Raw genomic sequence first — 16,910 nt, 5'->3', positions numbered from 1 at the left:
GTTGCCAATGCGTGTGTTGAAAGTTGGCCTGGTGCTGTTGCTCTGGGTATTTGCCCTGACGGCCCAGGCTGCGTTGAAGTTTCCTGAACTGACCGGACGGGTGGTCGATAACGCCCAGATGATCGAGCCTGCGGTGCGTGAGCAGTTGACGCAACAGCTTCAGGCCCATGAAAAAGCCACCGGCGAGCAGCTGGTAGTGGTTACGTTGCCGAATTTACAGGGCGCCGACATTGCGGACTTCGGTTATCAACTGGGGCGCTACTGGGGTATCGGCCAGAAGGACAAGAACACTGGCGCCTTGCTGATCGTGGCGCGTGACGATCGCAAGCTGCGGATTGAAGTCGGTTATGGCCTGGAAGACCGGCTGACCGATGCGCAGAGCTCGGTGATCATCAATCAGGTCATCACCCCGGCGTTCAAGACCGGCAACTTCAGCAAGGGCATCAGTGACGGGGTCGCGGCGATGCTCGTGGTATTGGGCGGCAATCCGCTGGATGAGCCGTCCACGGTGTATGACTCCGGCGGCAATCAGGAAAGCGACTTTGTCTCGCGGCATCCGGGGATCTTCGTGTTTCTGGTGATGCTGTTCATCCTGACGATATTTGTCTGCCAGATGCTCGGGATTCTGCCCAGCGGCGGTGGTCGAGGCGGTTCGAGCGGCGGGTTCGGCGGTGGAGGTTTTGGTGGCGGCGGTGGCGGCGGGGGCTTCAGCGGCGGCGGGGGCAGTTTCGGGGGAGGCGGTTCCTCGGGCGGCTGGTGATCACACAACAATAGCGAGTGGGCATTCTTAAACATGGCATTACTGACTGAACACGAACAACGCAAAGTCGCCGAGGCGATTGCCCGGGTCGAGCGTGACACCGACGCCGAACTGGTGACCGTGCTCGCGGCCCGCGCCGACGACTACGCGTACATCCCGCTGCTCTGGGCCAGCCTGCTGGCGCTGGTCGTGCCGGGTATCGTGCATTACCTGACCGGCTGGCTGACCCTGCACAGCTTGCTGCTGGTGCAATGGATCTCGTTCATCGTGCTGTGCCTGGTGTTCCGGATTCCGAAAATCACCACGCACCTGATCCCGCGCTCGGTGCGTCATTGGCGCGCCTCGAACCTGGCGCGCCGGCAGTTTCTGGAGCAGAACCTGCACCACACGGTGGGCAGCACCGGCATGCTGATTTTTGTCTGTGAGGCTGAACGCTATGTGGAAATTCTGGTGGATGAAGGGATTTCGAAACGGCTGGACAACAAGAACTGGGATGGAATTGTTGCGGCGTTTACTCAGCAGGTGAAGCAGGGGCAGACGTTGCAGGGGTTTGTCACCTGCGTCGAGGCGTGTGGCGAGTTGCTCAAGGTGCATGTGCCGGTGACGCATGTGAGGAATGAGTTGCCGAATCGGTTGGTGGTGTTGGGGTAGGCTTCTGGATTCTTGTTCGACTTGAGATCCACCCCTCACCCCAGCCCTCTCCCCAGGGGGTAGAGGGAGCCTACCGAGTTGGATGTTCGAGATACTGCGACCTGAATATTTTGAGTCGAACGCAGGTTTTGAAAAGCCCCCGATCGGCTCCCTTTCCCCTCTCCCCTCTGGGGAGAGGGTTGGGGTGAGGGGTGGTTTTCAAACCGTTCGGTAAATAACTGCGTGTCCCCAACCCCCATCCCCCCTAAAATACCCGCCATTCCCCGATTCGCACCGCCCGAGGCCGTTTTTCCCATGTCTGTCACCGCCACTCCCGCCAGCCTCGCGCCGGATCACCACGCCCAGTTCATCGACCTGCTGCAAACCAGCCTCGACGATAACGCCTTCATCAAACTGGTGCTGGCCAAGTACGTCGGCACTGAAGTGGATTTGCAGCGGCTGATCATCAAGCAGCTGACGGTCAAGGATCAGCCCTGCCTGTCCTTCGTCTACCGCTACAAGACGCGCGACATCACCAAGAATTTGCCGATTGCAGAGGGCGTAGCGACCCTCGCCGCACTCTTGCCGGCATCGTTCAAAAATGCGCATTTGCTGTCGCTGACTGATGAAGCTCAGCTGGAATACAGCAAAAAGGGCAAGTCTTCGCTGTTCAAGAGCAAACCTCAGCAATTGCGTGAAGTGCCGTCCGCTGAGCATAACCGCGAGAAGAACCGTTTTCTCGACCTGAGCCGGCCGTTCCTCGCCGACCTTGGTGTGACGAACAGCAAGCATGAGCTGATCCCGGCGATGTCGCGCAAGTGGAAGCAGATCAACAAGTTCATCGAAGTCTTCAGCCACGCACTGACCACGTCACCACTGGCGCTGGACAAACCGGTTCAGGTGGCGGACTTCGGCTCTGGCAAGGGTTACCTGACGTTCGCGATCCATGACTATCTGCGCAACACCCTGAAGGCCGAAGGCGTGGTGACCGGCGTCGAGTTGCGCGAAGAGATGGTGGATTTGTGCAACGCCGCGGCTGCCAAGCTCGAACATCCGGGGCTGGTGTTCAAGTGCGGTGATGTGCGCAGCGTGGCGCCGAGCGAGCTGGACGTGATGATTGCGCTGCATGCCTGTGACATCGCCACCGATTACGCGATTCACACCGGCATTCGTTCCGGCGCCTCGATCATCATGTGCTCGCCGTGCTGCCACAAGCAGATCCGCCTGCAGATCCAGAGCCCGGCGCTGCTCAAGCCGATGCTGCAATACGGTCTGCATTTGGGCCAGCAGGCGGAAATGGTCACCGACAGTTTGCGTGCGTTGTTCCTGGAAGCCTGTGGTTACGAGACCAAGGTGTTCGAGTTCATCTCATTGGACCACACCAACAAGAACAAGATGATCCTGGCGGTCAAACGTGCCGAGCCGGTTGATCCGGCCCAGCTGTTGGTGAAGATTCAGGAACTGAAGGATTTCTACCACATCACGGAACACTGCCTCGAAACCCTGCTGCGTTCCGACGGCTACCTCTGACCCTGTAGGAGCTGCCGAAGGCCGCGATCTTTTGATTTTGTTTTGAAGGGCAAGATCAAAAGATCGCAGCCTTCGGCAGCTCCTACAGGTTATGCCGTGGCAATCCTTGCGGGTTTTATTGCGGTCTTGCGGCCGAGCATCACGGTCACGATCACCCCGGCGGCAAACAGCCAGGTGATCGGCTCGATGTGTTCGCCGAAGAACAGCGCTGAAAAGGCGATGGTGAAGAAGATCTGCAACAGCTGGATCTGACTGACCCGTGCAATGCCGCCCATCGCCAGCCCGGCGTACCAGGCGAAGAAACCGATGAACTGTGAAAACAGCGAGACGTAACCGAAGGCCCACCAGGTCTTGGCCGAAATCTCGCCCTGATGTTGCAGCGCCAGGTACACCACCGGCCCGATCAACAGCGGCGTCGACAGCACCAGGGCCCAGCAGATCACCTGCCAACCGCCCATCTCCTTGGCCAATCGGCCGCCCTCGGCGTACCCCAAACCGCCCACGGCAATCGCCCCGAGCATCAGCAAATCACCGGCCTGAATGCTGCCGGCCCCGCTGATCAACGCATAACCCAGCACCAGCGCACTGCCCAGCGCAGCGCAAGCCCAGAAGGCTTTCGACGGTCGTTCGTGGGACAACCACGCGGCGTACAGCGCCACGCACAACGGCTGTAAGCCGTTGACCAGTGCGCCGTGGGATGCCGGCAAGGTTTGCATGGCCCAGGCCGACAACACCGGGAAGCCGAGGATCACCCCGGCAATCACCAGGGTCAGGCCTTTGACCTGTTTCCACGTCGGCCACTTCTCCCGGCGCCACAGCAACAGCAACGCCGCCGGAACCGCCGCGAACAGCGCACGGCCCAGGCCGTTGAGCAGCGGATGGAGTTCCTGCACGACGATCCGCGTGAAGGGCAGGGTGAGGCTGAAGATCACAACGCCGAGCAGGCCGAGGGCCATACCGGTGTTTTCGCGCGAGGACATGATGGCAACCAGAATCTAGGGTGGCGGGAAGACCTTCATCTAGCCATAAACCGTGGGCGTTGCTCTGTTACAGCTAGGTGCAGAGTTATCCGTACAGTTGCGAGTAATGCTCGCAACGTAGGAGCTGCCGAAGGCTGCGATCTTTTCATCAGTCGCGCCGCAAGTCCGATTCGTCCATTCCAAGATCAAAAGATCGCAGCCTTCGGCAGCTCCTACAGTTGATCTGCGTAGTAGTCGGGTATTACCTTCCATGCTGATTAAGGACTACTTTGAATACTCCTGCAGGCCCACGTATTTTCCAGAGGAGTCCTCCCCATGGCGGCTAAAAAAATTCTGATGCTGGTCGGCGATTACGTCGAAGACTACGAAGTGATGGTGCCGTTTCAGGCGCTGCTGATGGTTGGCCACACGGTGCACGCCGTTTGCCCGGACAAAACCGCGGGTCAGACCGTACGCACGGCAATCCATGACTTCGAAGGCGACCAGACTTACAGCGAAAAACCCGGTCACCTGTTTGCCCTGAACTTCGACTTCGCCAAGGTCAAGGCCGAGGACTACGACGCCCTGCTGGTGCCAGGCGGTCGTGCGCCGGAGTACCTGCGCCTGAACGAAAAAGTCCTGGAACTGGTGCGAGCGTTCGACAAGGCCGGCAAACCGATCGCCGCCGTGTGTCACGGTGCTCAATTGCTGGCGGCCGCGGGGATTCTCGAAGGTCGCGAGTGCAGCGCCTACCCGGCCTGTGCCCCGGAAGTGCGCCTGGCCGGCGGTACGTTCATCGATATCCCGGTGACGGAAGGTCACGTACAAGGCAATCTGGCGACTGCGCCAGCCTGGCCGGCGCACCCGAGCTGGCTCGCCGGTTTCCTCGGGTTGCTGGGCACCAAAATCACGCTGTAACGAGGGACCTTTCCATGTGCGAGCTCTACGTCAAAGCCGATCCGATTCTCTACGAATCGCGCTCCCGCTCGCTGCGCATCTGCGGGGTGGTCACCACCCTGCGGCTGGAGAATCAGTTCTGGGACATCCTCAGCGAAATCGCCGAGGTCGACGGCATGACCACCAACCAGTTGATCGCCAAGCTGTATGAAGAGGTGATGGACTACCGCGGCGAGGTGGTGAATTTCGCCTCGTTTTTGCGGGTCAGTTGTACGCGGTATCTGAGTCAGCGACGGGCGCAGCCACCGGAATTATCGGTGGTGCGTGCGGCGGTGAAATAGACAGATTTGTATCGACACAGCCGGCCCCATCGCGAGCAGGCTCACTCCTACAGGGGAACGCATTTCCATTGTAGGAGTGAGCCTGCTCGCGAAGGGGCCGGTACAGGTGACAGATGTCTGAGGCTGGTCTTTACTCTGAAGCGCAAAACCTCTCAATTGCCAAGGAGAAAGAGCATGTCTGGATGGTATGAAGTGAGCAAAAGCAGCAATGGTCAGTTCAAATTTGTACTGAAAGCCGCTAACGCGGAAACCATTCTGACCAGCGAGCTGTACACCACCCGCGCTGCCGCTGACAAAGGCATCGTGGCGGTTCAGAGCAACAGCCCGAAGGATGAACGCTACGAGAAGAAAACCACCAAGGATGGCCATCCTTACTTCAACCTCAAGGCCGGTAACCACGAGATCATCGGTAGCAGCGAGGCTTACACCTCCGCTGCCGCGCTGGAGAAAGGCATCGCCAGCGTGAAGGCTAACGGGCCGACCACGGTGATCAAGGACAAGACCTTGCCGGTGCTCTAAAACCACCATTCAAGTCCAATACAAATCCCCTGTGGGAGCGAGCTTGCTCCGGGCGGCGTTCCGACGATCAACATCTCTGTTGAATGTTATGGCCTCATCGCGAGCAAGCTCGCTCCCACAGGGGGAATGCAATTCCAATGTGGGAGCGAGCCTGCTCGCGAAGGCGTCAGTGGCGTCGCCGCTAAACCTCGACCGGCACCGTCAGCTTCGGGCTGCCCAACGCATGCGTCTTCGAATCAAAAAACCGCAACTCACTCCCGGTGCCCTCAAACATTTTCGCGTAGTGCCGCTTCTGGTGCTGAATGAACGCTTTGCTGCGCGGATAAATCGAGATCGCCACCACTTGCGGTTTCGCCTGGCGCAAGGCGTGAATGATGTGGCTGTCCTGCTCGCCCAGGGCATGGCCAAACAGGCACAACCCGTCGCCATGACCGAGTAACTGGTCGTAGCAGAACGACAGATAGTCCGAGCTGCGAATGGTTTTGAGCTTGTCCTGCGCCGGACCTTCATTGACGAACAGCGGCACGTCGTCGAGGGTCTTGATCGTGTTGTTGATCGCGAAACTGCCGAGCAACGTGCCCTCGGTCGACATCAATTTGCGCGCCGTGCCGTCCTGGTTCCGCACCAGATGCAATCCGCCGTGCAGGTAAAGCAGGCGGGTTTTATCGGTCGCCGTGGCGCTCAGATCAAAGCTTGATTCTGCACCCTGAAACAGGTCGCTGATCGCGTCGGGCTGGTGTTGAGTCGCCCAGTAGTTGAGCAAGTCGTAGTTGGTGGTGAAAACCGTGCGATAGCGGCCCAGTTCCTGATTGATCGTCGCCAGCGACGAAGGCACCACCAGTCGCCACGGGATGTGCACCGCGTGTACGGTGTTGATCAGCGCTTCCTTGATCGCGTAGTAACGATTGCGCGGTGCGGCGGAACTCACGGCCAAGGCTTTGTTGACCCGGCTGGTGGTTTTCAGCGCGCTGAGCACTTGCTCGAAGCTACGCGTCTGCATGGCGTCGAACACGCTCAGTTCGGACTGGCTCAGGGGTTTTTCTTCGACGGTACGGGCGTTTTCGAACAGCGAGTCGTAGCCGAAGTCGTCCCACACGGCGCGACTGGCGCCGTTGCCCACCAGCAGGCCGCTGAACGAGGCGGTGGCGCGCAAGGCGTTCCAGTCTTCAAGTTGGGCATCAACATCCTGGAAATCGGTCATTGCGTTCAAAGTCTCAAAGCAGAAGGTCTGATGGGCGGCGACTTTATCACGACCAAGACTTGAGCCAGATCAAGTTACTGCGTGAGCGATAGGTCGATCCTGTGGGTACCCGCTGGATCGGCGCTGCCGGTTTGGCCTCAGCCAGGAGACTCGTTCATGAGCAGCACGTTTTTCATCCCCTCCGTGAACATCATGGGCATCGGTTGCCTCGACGAAGCCATGGACGCCATTCGCAAGTACGGTTTTCGCAAGGCGTTGATCGTCACCGACGCCGGGCTGGCCAAGGCGGGCGTAGCGAAGATGATTGCCGAGAAACTGGCGATGCAGGACATCGATTCAGTGATTTTTGACGGCGCCAAGCCCAACCCGAGCATGGCCAACGTCGAGAGCGGCCTGGGTCTGCTGAAAGAAACCCGCTGTGACTTCGTGGTGTCCCTGGGCGGCGGTTCACCCCATGACTGCGCCAAAGGCATCGCGTTATGCGCAACCAACGGCGGGCAGATTCGCGATTACGAAGGTGTCGATCAATCCACCCAGCCACAACTGCCGCTGATCGCCATCAACACCACGGCCGGCACGGCCAGCGAGATGACCCGTTTCTGCATCATCACCGACGAGTCCCGTCACGTGAAAATGGCCATTGTCGATCGCAACGTCACGCCGCTGTTGTCGGTCAACGACCCGGCGCTGATGGTCGCCATGCCCAAGGGCCTGACGGCTGCCACTGGCATGGACGCACTGACCCACGCTATCGAAGCCTACGTTTCCACGGCGGCCAATCCAATCACCGATGCCTGCGCACTGAAGGCGATCACGTTGATCAGCAACAACCTGCGCCTGGCCGTCCGCGACGGCAGTGACATGGCCGCGCGGGAAAACATGGCGTACGCGCAGTTCCTCGCCGGCATGGCGTTCAATAACGCATCCCTGGGTTATGTCCACGCCATGGCTCACCAGTTGGGCGGGTTCTACGATTTGCCTCATGGTGTGTGCAACGCGGTACTGCTGCCCCACGTACAAAGCTTTAACGCGCTGGTTTGCGCCGATCGCCTCACCGATGTCGCCCTTGCGATGGGCGCCAATGTTCACGGTTTCACCCCGGAAGCAGGCGCCCAGGCGGCCATCGTGGCGATCCGCAGCCTGTCCAGAGACGTGGAAATTCCCGCCGGTTTGCGTGAGCTCGGCGCCAAGCTCAACGACATCCCGACCCTCGCCAGCAATGCCTTGAAAGACGCGTGCGGCCTGACCAATCCCCGCGCGGCGGATCAGCGCCAGATCGAGGAGATTTTCCGCAGCGCCTTTTAGATACCCCGCGCCACCACAAAGGAAATCGAAATCCAGGACAACGCCTTGGCCAGCAGGTCACCGCGGAAACTGTCGCGGATCAGCACCCTGGCCATGACCGAAATGCCGCTGGCGCCAATGCCCTGAATCAGTCGAAACATCAGGAACGATTCAAGTGTCTGGCTCAGGGGCAGGGCCAGATTGCCCAACCCGTAGATGCCCCGCGCGGCGAGCAGCACCGGTTTGTGGCCGATGCGCTGGCCAAGTCTGCCCCAGAACAACATCGGCAACGCCATGCCGATCAGATACACCGCCAGCCCCCAGGACACCTGCGAGGCGTCGGCGGATAGATCACGGGCCATGTCCGGCAGCGCCGGCAGGTAAATGCTCATGCCCAACTGGGCGAGGAAAACCGTGCAGCAGGTGACGATGAGGGAGGTGCTGCTCTTCATTGAATCTTCCCTGATTTCAGTTCAACCGCCGATTTCCCGGCCTTGAGTGCGTAAAAGCTCGGTAATGAGTTCACAAAAGTGGCGGATCAGCGTCGGCTCCATGTCGGCGCGCAGGGTGATTCTGATGGCCGCCTTGCCTTGTGCGACCACCGGGAAAAACACGGCCGAGGTGAAGAAGCCGTGATTGGCCAGTTCCATGGCGATGTTGTTGGCCAGTGCTGCTTCGCCGCAGTTGACCAGTCGAATGGCCATGTTGCTGTTGTGTTGATCGGTGCGTATGAGGCTGTCGAACAGCCGGATATTAACCTGAAGTTTTTCCTGCAACGCGGCAAATTCCAGCGTGCGATGAAGCAGGATGGACGCTCTGCCCGCGCCAATGGCTGCACTGTTCAGGCTTTGCGACCAATTGCTGGGGCCGCCGTAACGGGCAATGAGCTTCTTCTGCCGTTCATTGCCCAGCATCACCAGACCACCGCTGGCGCCAAACGACTTGGCCAGCGAGGCGACGATCAGGCAGTCATCCTCCAGGGCATGCAACCTGGGGCGCACGAGGCCTGCGCCCATTGTCCCGACGGCGGACAGCGCGTGGGAATCGTCCAGATAGAGAAACAACCCATAGCGGTCCTTTAGATACAAAAGACTGTCCAGGTCCGCGACCCCGCCCATGCTGTAGGCGCCGTCGGCGATATACGCGACGGTGCGGTGCTGCTGGCACTGCTTCTCGAGAAAATCCATGTCGTTATGAGGGCAGGTCACGACCGTGGTTTCATCGGCGCAGGCGGCTTTGAGGTGATTCATCGAGTAATGCGCCAACCGGTCGAAGACCATCACGGGAGGGCGGTTTTCCGTGAACACGCCGCTAGCCAGCAATGGCAGGATTGCGGCACTCGCCGCACTGCACGACAAGGTGCTCAGGCAGCTGGCGCCGAACAACTCGGACAGTTCGGTTTCGTACTGTTCCAGAATGGCCAGCTTGCAGCGGTTCTTTGAGTTGGCGACGCGAAGGGTGCCGGTTTCCCACAGGGTATTCATGGCGCCGTCGAGAATGTCGGGATGGTGGTCCAGGCCCAGGTACGACGTTGTGCAGAAATGATGAAACGCGCGCCCGTGCTGATCGAGCATTCGGTTGGCACTTTTGATTTCGACGTTAAGCCCTGAAATTTTCCCGGCTTCAGCGCTCTCCCAATCGTGATCGGCCAATGCGATGACTTTGCGGTAGTTGGTGTAGCGGTTTGCCGCGTGTGCTGTCTGGTCCATGTGAAGATGACTTTCCTTGAGTGAAACGATCCATGGGTGTGTTGCAGTTCGTGTGTGTTTCCAGACTTTACAGAGCGCGGCGGAGGCTTTGAATCGGCTGTTTCCGGTACGGCTGAGTGTTACAAGAGATTTATGCGTAGGGCGATGCCTCGTGATGTTGTGGGCAATTTGCCTTGCCGAGTCGCGTAGAAACCGGGCTATCCTGCCGACTCAGTCGAACAGAAGTCATCGAGCCCTCCATGCTGCAAAAAAGCCTGATCCGCCGCCTCGACCTGATCACTCTCCAGCTGTTTGTTGCCGTTCATGAGGAGGGCACGCTGACCCGTGCCGCCGCGCGTGAAGCCATCGCCGTGTCGGCGGCCAGCAAGCGGCTGATGGAGTTGGAAGAAGCGCTGGGCATCAGTCTGTTTGTGCGCCAGGCCAAGGGCATGACCCTGACGCCGGCCGGTGAAACCTTGTTGCACCATGCTCGGCAGATGCTGTTCAACGTCGAGAAAATTGGGCTCGAACTGGGCGAACACAGCCACGGTATCCGCGGCTATGTGCGGATGCTCGCGAACCTGTCGGCGATCATTCAGTTTCTGCCCGAAGACCTGCGGGACTTTTCCGAGCGTCATCCTGAGGTAAAGACCGACCTCGAAGAGCGCCCCAGCAGCGGGGTGATTCAGGGGGTGCTGGATGGCGTGGCGGACCTGGGGATCTGCTCCAGTGACAGCGACGTCAAAGGTCTGCACAGCGTGCTTTATCGACAGGACAAACTGATGGTGTTGATGCTGCCCGATCATCCGTTGGCGAGTCGTTCCAGCCTGGCTTTCGCCGATACGCTGGGCAGTGATTACGTCGGTCTGCACTCCGCCAGTTCGATCAATATGCGAACCCACGCGGCCGCACGAGAGGCCGGCAAAGTGCTGCGGTTACGGATTCATGTACCGGGTTTCGATGCCATGTGCCGGATGGTCCAGGCCAACATGGGCATCGGCATCCTGCCGCAAAAGGCCTATGAGCTATTTGGCCGGGCACTGGGTTTGCACGCGGTGCCGTTGACGGATGACTGGTCGGATCGCGCGTTGGTTCTGGTGGTGCGCGATGAAGCGGCGCTGTCACCGGTGAGCCGGATGTTGTTTGAGCAGTTGCGTGGGCAGGTCTGATAATTTTCGATTGGATGGACTGGCCCCATCGCGAGCAAGCTCGCTCCCACAGTGGTCTTGCAGTGAGTTTGAATCCAGCACCGATCCCTTGTGGGAGGGAGCTTGCTCGCGATAGCGGACTTGAGGTCGCGACAATCCTTCTGCCGAGCGTTCGCGTTTCGCGAACGAACGTTGCCAACTGAAGGTTGGATTCCTTCACCCGTGGTCCTCTAGCCTTGGCTCATATTCCAAGAACAACATGAGGTACCCCGCGATGACTGCCCCCTTGAGTGCAATCAAAGTGATCGAGATCGGCACGCTGATCGCCGCGCCGTTCGCTGCGCGCATGCTCGCCGAGTTCGGCGCCGAAGTGATCAAGATCGAAGCCATGGGTCAGGGCGACCCGCTGCGCAAATGGCGCAAGCTGCACGAAGGCACGTCGCTGTGGTGGTACCTGCAATCGCGAAACAAGAAGTCCCTGGCGCTGAATCTGAAATCCCCCGAAGGCATTGAACTGGTCAAGCAACTGGCGACCAGCGCTGACGTGTTGATCGAAAACCTGCGTCCCGGTGCCCTGGAAAAACTTGGCCTGGGTTGGGACGTTCTACACGCCCTCAACCCTAACCTGACCCTGGTGCGTATATCCGGTTATGGCCAGACCGGCCCATACCGCGATCGTCCCGGGTTCGGTGCGATCGGCGAGGCCATGGGCGGGATCCGCTACACCACCGGCACCCCCGGTTCACCACCGGCTCGGGTGGGCGTCAGCCTCGGCGATTCCCTGGCTTCGCTGCATGCGGTGATCGGCGCCTTGATGTCGCTGCTGCGGGTCAAGACCGGGCAGGGCGGTGGGCAAGTCGTCGACGTGTCCCTGGCTGAAAGTGTGTTCAACGTCATGGAAAGCCTGGTGCCGGAATACGACATGCTCGGCCATGTGCGTGAGCGCAGCGGCGGGGCCTTGCCGGGCATCGCGCCGTCCAACACTTATCTGACGGCCGATGGCGCCTACGTGGTGATCGCCGGCAACAGCGACCCGATCTACAAGCGCTTGATGGACGTCATCGGTCGCCGTGATCTGGCCGATGCGCCAGAGTTTGCCCATAACGACGGGCGTGCCGCCAAGAGCAACGTGCTCGACGCGGCGATCACTCACTGGACCAGCAGCCTGCCGATCGACGAGGTGTTGTCGGCACTGGAAGCTGCCGAAGTCCCGGCCGGGCGCATCTATTCAGTCGCCGACATCGTCGCCGATCCGCACTATCAGGCGCGGGACATGCTGCTCAACGCCGACCTGCCCGGCGGTGCCACGGTGAAGATGCCCGGCATTGTGCCGAAAATGTCTGAGACGCCCGGTGGCGTGAACTGGTCCGGACCTGCGTTGGGCCAGCACACCGATGGCATCCTCGCGGGACTGGGCCTTACCGGTTCGGACATCGAACGATTGAAAGCTGCCGGGGTGGTGCAATGATCACTGATTTTTCCGAGACCCTGATTGTTCAGGAAGTCTCCCCCCGCGACGGCTTGCAGATCGAGCCGACGTGGGTCGAAACCGTCGACAAGATTGCCTTGATCGATCAGCTGTCGCTGGCCGGTTTCAGCCGCATCGAAGCCGGCTCGTTCGTTTCCCCCAAGGCGATTCCGGCGCTGCGCGATGGTGAGCTGGTGTTCAAGGGCATCGCCCGGCAATCGGGGGTGATCTACGTCGCGTTGATCCCCAACCTGAAAGGCGCGCAACGGGCGCTGGCGACGAGGGCCGACGAGTTGAATCTGGTGATGTCCGCCAGCCAGACCCACAACCTGGCCAACATGCGCATGCGTTGCGAAGCCTCATTGGCCGCGTTCGGCGAGATCGTGCAGTACGTTCAAGGGACGAAGGTGCGACTCAACGGCAGCATCGCCACTACTTTCGGCTGTCCGTTTGAAGGCAAGATCGACGAGGATCGCGTGCTGCAAATCGTCGAGGCTTATCAGGAACTCGGGATTCAGGGCATTACCTTGGCCGACACTACTGGCATGGCCAATCCGCGGCAGGTTGATCGTCTGGTGCGGCGGGTCTTGCAACGAGTTTCGCCGGCTGATCTGACCCTGCATTTCCACAACACTCGCGGGCTGGGTCTGTGCAACGTGCTGGCCGCTTATGAGGCCGGTGCCCGACGCTTCGACGCGGCACTCGGCGGGCTCGGCGGTTGCCCGTTCGCGCCGGGCGCCTCGGGCAATATTTGCACCGAAGATTTGGTCAACCTGTGCGATGAGATCGGCGTTCATACCGGCATCGATCTGCCGTTGTTACTGCAATTGTCGCGACGATTACCCGCGCTGCTGGGCCACGAAGTGCCCGGTCAGCTGGCCAAGGCCGGACGCAATTGCGATCTGCATCCGACGCCATCCTGACTCAACACAAATCCCTGTGGGAGCGAGCCTGCTCGCGATAGCGGTGGGTCAGTTCATGCGATGTCGGATATGACTCCGTCATCGCGAGCAGGCTCACTCCTACAGTAAAAGCGTCCACAAAGCCTCTCAACCAGACAACAAAAACAATCGGACACCCACGGGCAGTCCGCCTGGAGAACCATCATGAGCCTTAATGTACTGGAGGCGGGCGCGAGCCCGTCCGTTAGCCACGACGAAGAAAAAGCCCTGGTCAGCAAAGTCGCCTGGCGTCTGATGCCGTTGATCATGGTCTGCTACCTGTTCGCGTTTTTCGACCGCATCAATATCAGCTTCGCCAAGTTCCAGTTGCAGACCGACCTGAGCCTGAGCGACACCGCTTACGGCCTCGGCGCCGGGTTGTTCGTGGTCGGTTACGTGATCTTCGAAGTGCCGAGCAACATGATGCTGTACAAGGTCGGCGCCCGGCGCTGGATCGCCCGGATCATGATGTCCTGGGGCCTCGCTACTGCGGCCATGGTCTTCGTCAATAGCGAATGGCAGTTCTACGCGCTGCGCTTTGTGATTGGCGCGATGGAGGCCGGTTTTGCGCCGGGAGTCCTGTATTACCTGACGCTGTGGTTCCCGCAGCACTATCGCGGACGCATTACTTCGATGTTGTTTCTGTCGTCGGCGTTTGCCGGCCTGGTCGGCGCACCGTTCTCAGGGCTGGTGTTGCAACACCTCGACGGCTTTATGGATATGCGCGGCTGGCACTGGCTGTTTCTGCTGGGCGGCGTGCCTTGCATTGGCCTCGGCTTGCTGGTGCTGACGTTGCTCAAGGACCGCATCGAAGACGCCCATTGGCTGACGCCATCGGAGAAAACGCTGCTGGCCAGCCGTATCGCTCACCATGAACCGCACAAGAGTGGCGGCTCTTTGCTCGCCGCACTGCGGATTCCGGGTTTCCTGACCCTCGGGCTGATCTACTTCCTGATTCAGGTGGCGTCCTACGGCTTGAACTTCTGGGCCCCGCAACTGATTCGCAGCGCCGGCACCGAGAGCCCGGTGATGATTGGTTTGCTGACCGCCATCCCTTACATCTGCGGCGCGATCAGCATGGTGGTGATCGGGCGGTTGTCCGACGCGACCGGTGAACGGCGCAAGTTTGTCGCAGGTCTGGTTGCGGTGGGCGCGGTGGGGTTCTTCTGCGCGGGGATTTTCGCTAACCACACGACCTTCCTGATTGTCGCGCTGGGCTTGCTCGGTGCCGGGATCATCGCCTCCATCCCGAGTTTCTGGACCCTGCCGCCCAAACTGCTGGCCGGTGCTGGCGCAGGGGCTGCTGGCGGGATTGCAGTGATCAACACCCTCGGCCAGTTCGGCGGCATTGTCAGCCCGGTGATGGTGGGGCGGGTCAAAGACCTGACGGGCAGCACCACGCCGGCACTGTATGTCATCGGCGTCGCTGCGCTGATCGCCGTCGCGCTGCTGCTGTGGGGGTTGCCGCAGAAGCTGCGCACACTCGACAAGTTTTAAAAGGCCGCAGGCTACCCCAGCTCCTACATGGACCACGCATCCCTGTAGGAGCTGGCGCAGCCTGCGATCTTTTGATCTTTAAGTCGTGATCACCCCTTTGACTGGTGTGGCACTGAACTGAATCAACGCCACGCCTGCTATCAACAACACCGCCCCAAACACCCGCGGCAACGTCATCTCCCGCTCCACCAACCCAAACCACCCGAAGTGATCCAGCACCAGCGACGCCACCACCTGTCCCGCCAGCGCCAACGCAATAAACCCCGATGCCCCGAGTTTGGGCAGCAACATCAGCGCCAACGAAATAAAGCACACCCCAAACGCGCCACCGGCCCACATCCACAGCGGCGCCTTGCTGATGAACGCCAGCGACGGCAACGGCAAACGCAGCGCCAACATAACCGGCAACAACACCACAATACTCACCAACAACGACGCGAGGGTCGCCCACAACGGATGGCCCAAACCGCGCCCGAGGTTGGCGTTGATTGCGCTTTGAAAAGGCACCACCGCCCCGGCTATCACGGCCAGCAGCAACAGCCCGGCCCAATGCAACGTACTCATGAAGATTCTCCAACAGGTTTTGCTGGACTCTAGAGTATTCGTCGTGCAGATTTAAATTCCAAATAGCTATCCAGAACATGCATAAGATGAATGATCTTCGGCGCGTCGACCTCAATTTGCTGGTGATTCTCGACGCCTTGCTCAGCGAGCAACACGTGACCCGTGCCGCCGAGCGCCTGCACCTGAGTCAGCCGGCCGTCAGTCATGCCTTGGCGCGGTTGCGGGATCTGCTCGGCGATCCTTTGTTGGTCCGGGCGGGCGCCGGCCTCGTGCCAACCCCGCGAGCCCTGGAGTTGATGGCTCCGTTGGCCGAAGCCCTCGCTCAGGTGCAATCGCTGCTGGCACCGAATACCTTCGATCCGGTCACCGCCAAGCGCACGTTTCGACTGGCGATGTCTGACTATGGCGCTGCAATCGTCCTCCCCGGGTTGATACGGACCTTGCGCCGGGAAGCACCGGGCATCGATCTGCAAATCAGCCATGCCAGCCGCGAAGGTATGCTCGAGGGAGTGCTCAACGGCGACATCGACGTGGCGGCAGGCGTCTTTCCAGAATTGCCGAACGAGTTGCGCAGCACCCCGCTGTTCGAAGAGCACTACGCCTGTCTGGTCGACCGCAACAGCCTGTCCGCTGATGGCGTGCTCGACCTGCCGACCTACCTCGCCCGACCCCACGTCCTGCTGGAAATGCGCGGCAGCGGCACCCCGGAAATCGAACGGGCCCTGACCGCCCTGCGTGAACGCCGTCGCGTGGCGATCAGCCTGCCGCACTGGAGCGTCGCCCCGGAGTTCATCAGCGGCACAGACCTGATCCTCACCGTCGCTTCCCGAGGGTTGCTCAAAATCGATGAACAGGCGTTGATCGTGGTCCCGCCGCCGTTTCATATTCCGTCGTTTACGTTTGTGCTGGTTTGGCACAAGCGACGGGGCGGGGATCAGGCGTTGAACTGGTTGAATGGGCGGATTGGGGAGGGGATAGTGCGTGGCGACCAAACCACGGGCTCATCAATTAGCGATTGAGGTAAAAAATGCTCACGGGCCTCAACCACCTGACCCTCGCCGTCACCGACTTGAACCGCAGCGTGGCGTTCTATCACGATCTGCTGCAACTTCAGCTTGAAGCCACGTGGGACACCGGCGCCTATCTCTCGCTGCCGGGTCTGTGGTTGTGCCTTTCCCTCGATCTACTGCGCAAATCCGAACCCGCCGCCGACTACACCCATTACGCCTTCGGTATCAGTGCATCGAATTTCCCGCTGTTCGTCGAACGCCTGCGATCATCCAACGTCCAGGAATGGCGTGATAACCGGAGCGAAGGCGCATCGTTCTATTTCCTCGACCCAGACGGGCACAAGCTCGAAGCCCATGTTGGCGATCTTTCGTCACGACTGACGGCCTGTCGGCAGCAGCCCTATGCGGGAATTAAGTTCTTCGACGATCTGTAAGTCAGGTTCCGGGGACCTGAGATAGACTTGCGTGCATTC

At 60.0% G+C, this 16,910-nt stretch carries 17 protein-coding genes and 1 pseudogene; 13 read left to right on the top strand and 5 right to left on the bottom strand.

Features of this window, described 5'->3' with window-relative positions:
• The first annotated feature begins 7 nt into the window (after positions 1 to 7).
• The 3 genes from VD17_RS22820 (at position 8) to VD17_RS22810 (ending at position 2,920) form a co-directional block, all read left to right on the top strand.
• Entirely contained in the window at positions 8 to 760 is a 753-nt protein-coding gene (locus VD17_RS22820) for a TPM domain-containing protein (protein ID WP_046055769.1), read from the top strand.
• Between the two features lie 33 nt (positions 761 to 793).
• Positions 794 to 1,411: a TPM domain-containing protein gene (locus VD17_RS22815; protein ID WP_033058909.1), complete on the top strand. Its 618-nt coding sequence runs from the start codon at positions 794 to 796 to the stop codon at positions 1,409 to 1,411.
• A 294-nt stretch (positions 1,412 to 1,705) separates the two neighbouring features.
• Complete coding sequence (locus VD17_RS22810) at positions 1,706 to 2,920, top strand: class I SAM-dependent methyltransferase (RefSeq protein ID WP_046055768.1); 1,215 nt, start codon at positions 1,706 to 1,708, stop codon at positions 2,918 to 2,920.
• A gap of 89 nt (positions 2,921 to 3,009) precedes the next feature.
• Here VD17_RS22810 and VD17_RS22805 read toward each other — a convergent pair whose 3' ends face one another.
• Positions 3,010 to 3,900: a DMT family transporter gene (locus VD17_RS22805; protein WP_046055767.1), complete on the bottom strand. Its 891-nt coding sequence runs from the start codon at positions 3,898 to 3,900 to the stop codon at positions 3,010 to 3,012.
• Positions 3,901 to 4,215: 315 nt separating this feature from the next.
• On the opposite strand from VD17_RS22805, the gene VD17_RS22800 reads away from it, so the two are divergent.
• The 3 genes from VD17_RS22800 (at position 4,216) to VD17_RS22790 (ending at position 5,636) form a co-directional block, all read left to right on the top strand.
• Positions 4,216 to 4,797: a DJ-1/PfpI family protein gene (locus VD17_RS22800; RefSeq protein ID WP_046055766.1), complete on the top strand. Its 582-nt coding sequence runs from the start codon at positions 4,216 to 4,218 to the stop codon at positions 4,795 to 4,797.
• A gap of 14 nt (positions 4,798 to 4,811) precedes the next feature.
• On the top strand, positions 4,812 to 5,117 hold the full coding sequence (locus VD17_RS22795; protein ID WP_046055765.1) for a ribbon-helix-helix domain-containing protein: 306 nt from the start codon (positions 4,812 to 4,814) through the stop codon (positions 5,115 to 5,117).
• 174 nt (positions 5,118 to 5,291) lie between these two features.
• Positions 5,292 to 5,636, top strand: a complete 345-nt coding sequence (locus VD17_RS22790; protein ID WP_046055764.1) for a YegP family protein — start codon at positions 5,292 to 5,294, stop codon at positions 5,634 to 5,636.
• A gap of 181 nt (positions 5,637 to 5,817) precedes the next feature.
• On the opposite strand, the gene VD17_RS22785 is transcribed toward VD17_RS22790, so the two are convergent.
• Positions 5,818 to 6,837: a DUF4917 family protein gene (locus VD17_RS22785; protein WP_046055763.1), complete on the bottom strand. Its 1,020-nt coding sequence runs from the start codon at positions 6,835 to 6,837 to the stop codon at positions 5,818 to 5,820.
• Positions 6,838 to 6,993: 156 nt separating this feature from the next.
• Here VD17_RS22785 and yiaY point away from each other — a divergent pair, with 156 nt between their 5' ends.
• Entirely contained in the window at positions 6,994 to 8,142 is a 1,149-nt protein-coding gene (gene yiaY / locus VD17_RS22780; protein ID WP_046055762.1) for an L-threonine dehydrogenase, read from the top strand.
• Here yiaY and VD17_RS22775 read toward each other — a convergent pair.
• Positions 8,142 to 8,573, bottom strand: a pseudogene (locus VD17_RS22775) (MFS transporter); the annotation flags it as partial. The gene yiaY and the pseudogene VD17_RS22775 overlap by 1 nt on opposite strands.
• Before the next feature lie 21 nt (positions 8,574 to 8,594).
• Complete coding sequence (locus VD17_RS22770) at positions 8,595 to 9,830, bottom strand: aminotransferase class I/II-fold pyridoxal phosphate-dependent enzyme (RefSeq protein ID WP_046055761.1); 1,236 nt, start codon at positions 9,828 to 9,830, stop codon at positions 8,595 to 8,597.
• A gap of 239 nt (positions 9,831 to 10,069) precedes the next feature.
• Here VD17_RS22770 and VD17_RS22765 point away from each other — a divergent pair, with 239 nt between their 5' ends.
• The 4 genes from VD17_RS22765 (at position 10,070) to VD17_RS22750 (ending at position 14,863) form a co-directional block, all read left to right on the top strand.
• Positions 10,070 to 10,978, top strand: coding sequence for a LysR family transcriptional regulator (locus VD17_RS22765; protein ID WP_046055760.1), 909 nt, complete (start codon positions 10,070 to 10,072; stop codon positions 10,976 to 10,978).
• Between the two features lie 253 nt (positions 10,979 to 11,231).
• Positions 11,232 to 12,425, top strand: coding sequence for a CaiB/BaiF CoA transferase family protein (locus VD17_RS22760; protein ID WP_046055759.1), 1,194 nt, complete (start codon positions 11,232 to 11,234; stop codon positions 12,423 to 12,425).
• Positions 12,422 to 13,348 (top strand): hydroxymethylglutaryl-CoA lyase, encoded by a 927-nt coding sequence (locus VD17_RS22755; RefSeq protein WP_046055758.1) that lies wholly within the window; start codon positions 12,422 to 12,424, stop codon positions 13,346 to 13,348. Before VD17_RS22760 ends, VD17_RS22755 begins: the two co-directional genes overlap by 4 nt.
• A 183-nt stretch (positions 13,349 to 13,531) precedes the next feature.
• Complete coding sequence (locus VD17_RS22750; RefSeq protein ID WP_046055757.1) at positions 13,532 to 14,863, top strand: MFS transporter; 1,332 nt, start codon at positions 13,532 to 13,534, stop codon at positions 14,861 to 14,863.
• A gap of 78 nt (positions 14,864 to 14,941) precedes the next feature.
• Here the strand turns inward: VD17_RS22750 and VD17_RS22745 are convergent, their stop codons facing one another.
• On the bottom strand, positions 14,942 to 15,427 hold the full coding sequence (locus tag VD17_RS22745; RefSeq protein ID WP_046055756.1) for a DMT family transporter: 486 nt from the start codon (positions 15,425 to 15,427) through the stop codon (positions 14,942 to 14,944).
• 77 nt (positions 15,428 to 15,504) lie between these two features.
• Between VD17_RS22745 and VD17_RS22740 the strand changes: the two genes are divergently transcribed.
• Together VD17_RS22740 and fos are read left to right on the top strand one after the other, a co-directional pair.
• The gene (locus VD17_RS22740) at positions 15,505 to 16,446 is read left to right on the top strand and encodes a LysR family transcriptional regulator (protein ID WP_080932059.1); all 942 of its coding nucleotides are present in this window, start codon (positions 15,505 to 15,507) and stop codon (positions 16,444 to 16,446) included.
• A gap of 8 nt (positions 16,447 to 16,454) precedes the next feature.
• Positions 16,455 to 16,871 (top strand): fosfomycin resistance glutathione transferase, encoded by a 417-nt coding sequence (fos, locus tag VD17_RS22735; RefSeq protein WP_046055754.1) that lies wholly within the window; start codon positions 16,455 to 16,457, stop codon positions 16,869 to 16,871.
• Positions 16,872 to 16,910: the final 39 nt, after the last annotated feature.

The sequence above is a fragment of the Pseudomonas fluorescens genome, assembly GCF_000968015.1.
GTDB classification, from domain to species: Bacteria; Pseudomonadota; Gammaproteobacteria; order Pseudomonadales; family Pseudomonadaceae; genus Aquipseudomonas; species Aquipseudomonas fluorescens_W.
The sequence above is the reverse complement of the archived record's forward strand: the minus strand, read 5'-3'. Positions and strand labels throughout refer to the sequence as shown.

What these genes read in the sequence shown, in the direction of transcription:
- VD17_RS22740 (WP_080932059.1), top strand. Translation starts at nt 15,505, where the DNA reads ATGCATAAGATGAATGATCTTCGGCGCGTCGACCTCAATTTGCTGGTG.
- VD17_RS22820 (WP_046055769.1), top strand. Translation starts at nt 8, where the DNA reads ATGCGTGTGTTGAAAGTTGGCCTGGTGCTGTTGCTCTGGGTATTTGCC.
- VD17_RS22745 (WP_046055756.1), bottom strand. Translation starts at nt 15,427, where the DNA reads ATGAGTACGTTGCATTGGGCCGGGCTGTTGCTGCTGGCCGTGATAGCC.
- VD17_RS22805 (WP_046055767.1), bottom strand. Translation starts at nt 3,900, where the DNA reads ATGTCCTCGCGCGAAAACACCGGTATGGCCCTCGGCCTGCTCGGCGTT.
- yiaY (WP_046055762.1), top strand. Translation starts at nt 6,994, where the DNA reads ATGAGCAGCACGTTTTTCATCCCCTCCGTGAACATCATGGGCATCGGT.
- VD17_RS22800 (WP_046055766.1), top strand. Translation starts at nt 4,216, where the DNA reads ATGGCGGCTAAAAAAATTCTGATGCTGGTCGGCGATTACGTCGAAGAC.
- VD17_RS22755 (WP_046055758.1), top strand. Translation starts at nt 12,422, where the DNA reads ATGATCACTGATTTTTCCGAGACCCTGATTGTTCAGGAAGTCTCCCCC.
- VD17_RS22760 (WP_046055759.1), top strand. Translation starts at nt 11,232, where the DNA reads ATGACTGCCCCCTTGAGTGCAATCAAAGTGATCGAGATCGGCACGCTG.
- VD17_RS22810 (WP_046055768.1), top strand. Translation starts at nt 1,706, where the DNA reads ATGTCTGTCACCGCCACTCCCGCCAGCCTCGCGCCGGATCACCACGCC.
- VD17_RS22790 (WP_046055764.1), top strand. Translation starts at nt 5,292, where the DNA reads ATGTCTGGATGGTATGAAGTGAGCAAAAGCAGCAATGGTCAGTTCAAA.
- VD17_RS22785 (WP_046055763.1), bottom strand. Translation starts at nt 6,837, where the DNA reads ATGACCGATTTCCAGGATGTTGATGCCCAACTTGAAGACTGGAACGCC.
- VD17_RS22765 (WP_046055760.1), top strand. Translation starts at nt 10,070, where the DNA reads ATGCTGCAAAAAAGCCTGATCCGCCGCCTCGACCTGATCACTCTCCAG.
- VD17_RS22770 (WP_046055761.1), bottom strand. Translation starts at nt 9,830, where the DNA reads ATGGACCAGACAGCACACGCGGCAAACCGCTACACCAACTACCGCAAA.
- fos (WP_046055754.1), top strand. Translation starts at nt 16,455, where the DNA reads ATGCTCACGGGCCTCAACCACCTGACCCTCGCCGTCACCGACTTGAAC.
- VD17_RS22815 (WP_033058909.1), top strand. Translation starts at nt 794, where the DNA reads ATGGCATTACTGACTGAACACGAACAACGCAAAGTCGCCGAGGCGATT.
- VD17_RS22750 (WP_046055757.1), top strand. Translation starts at nt 13,532, where the DNA reads ATGAGCCTTAATGTACTGGAGGCGGGCGCGAGCCCGTCCGTTAGCCAC.
- VD17_RS22795 (WP_046055765.1), top strand. Translation starts at nt 4,812, where the DNA reads ATGTGCGAGCTCTACGTCAAAGCCGATCCGATTCTCTACGAATCGCGC.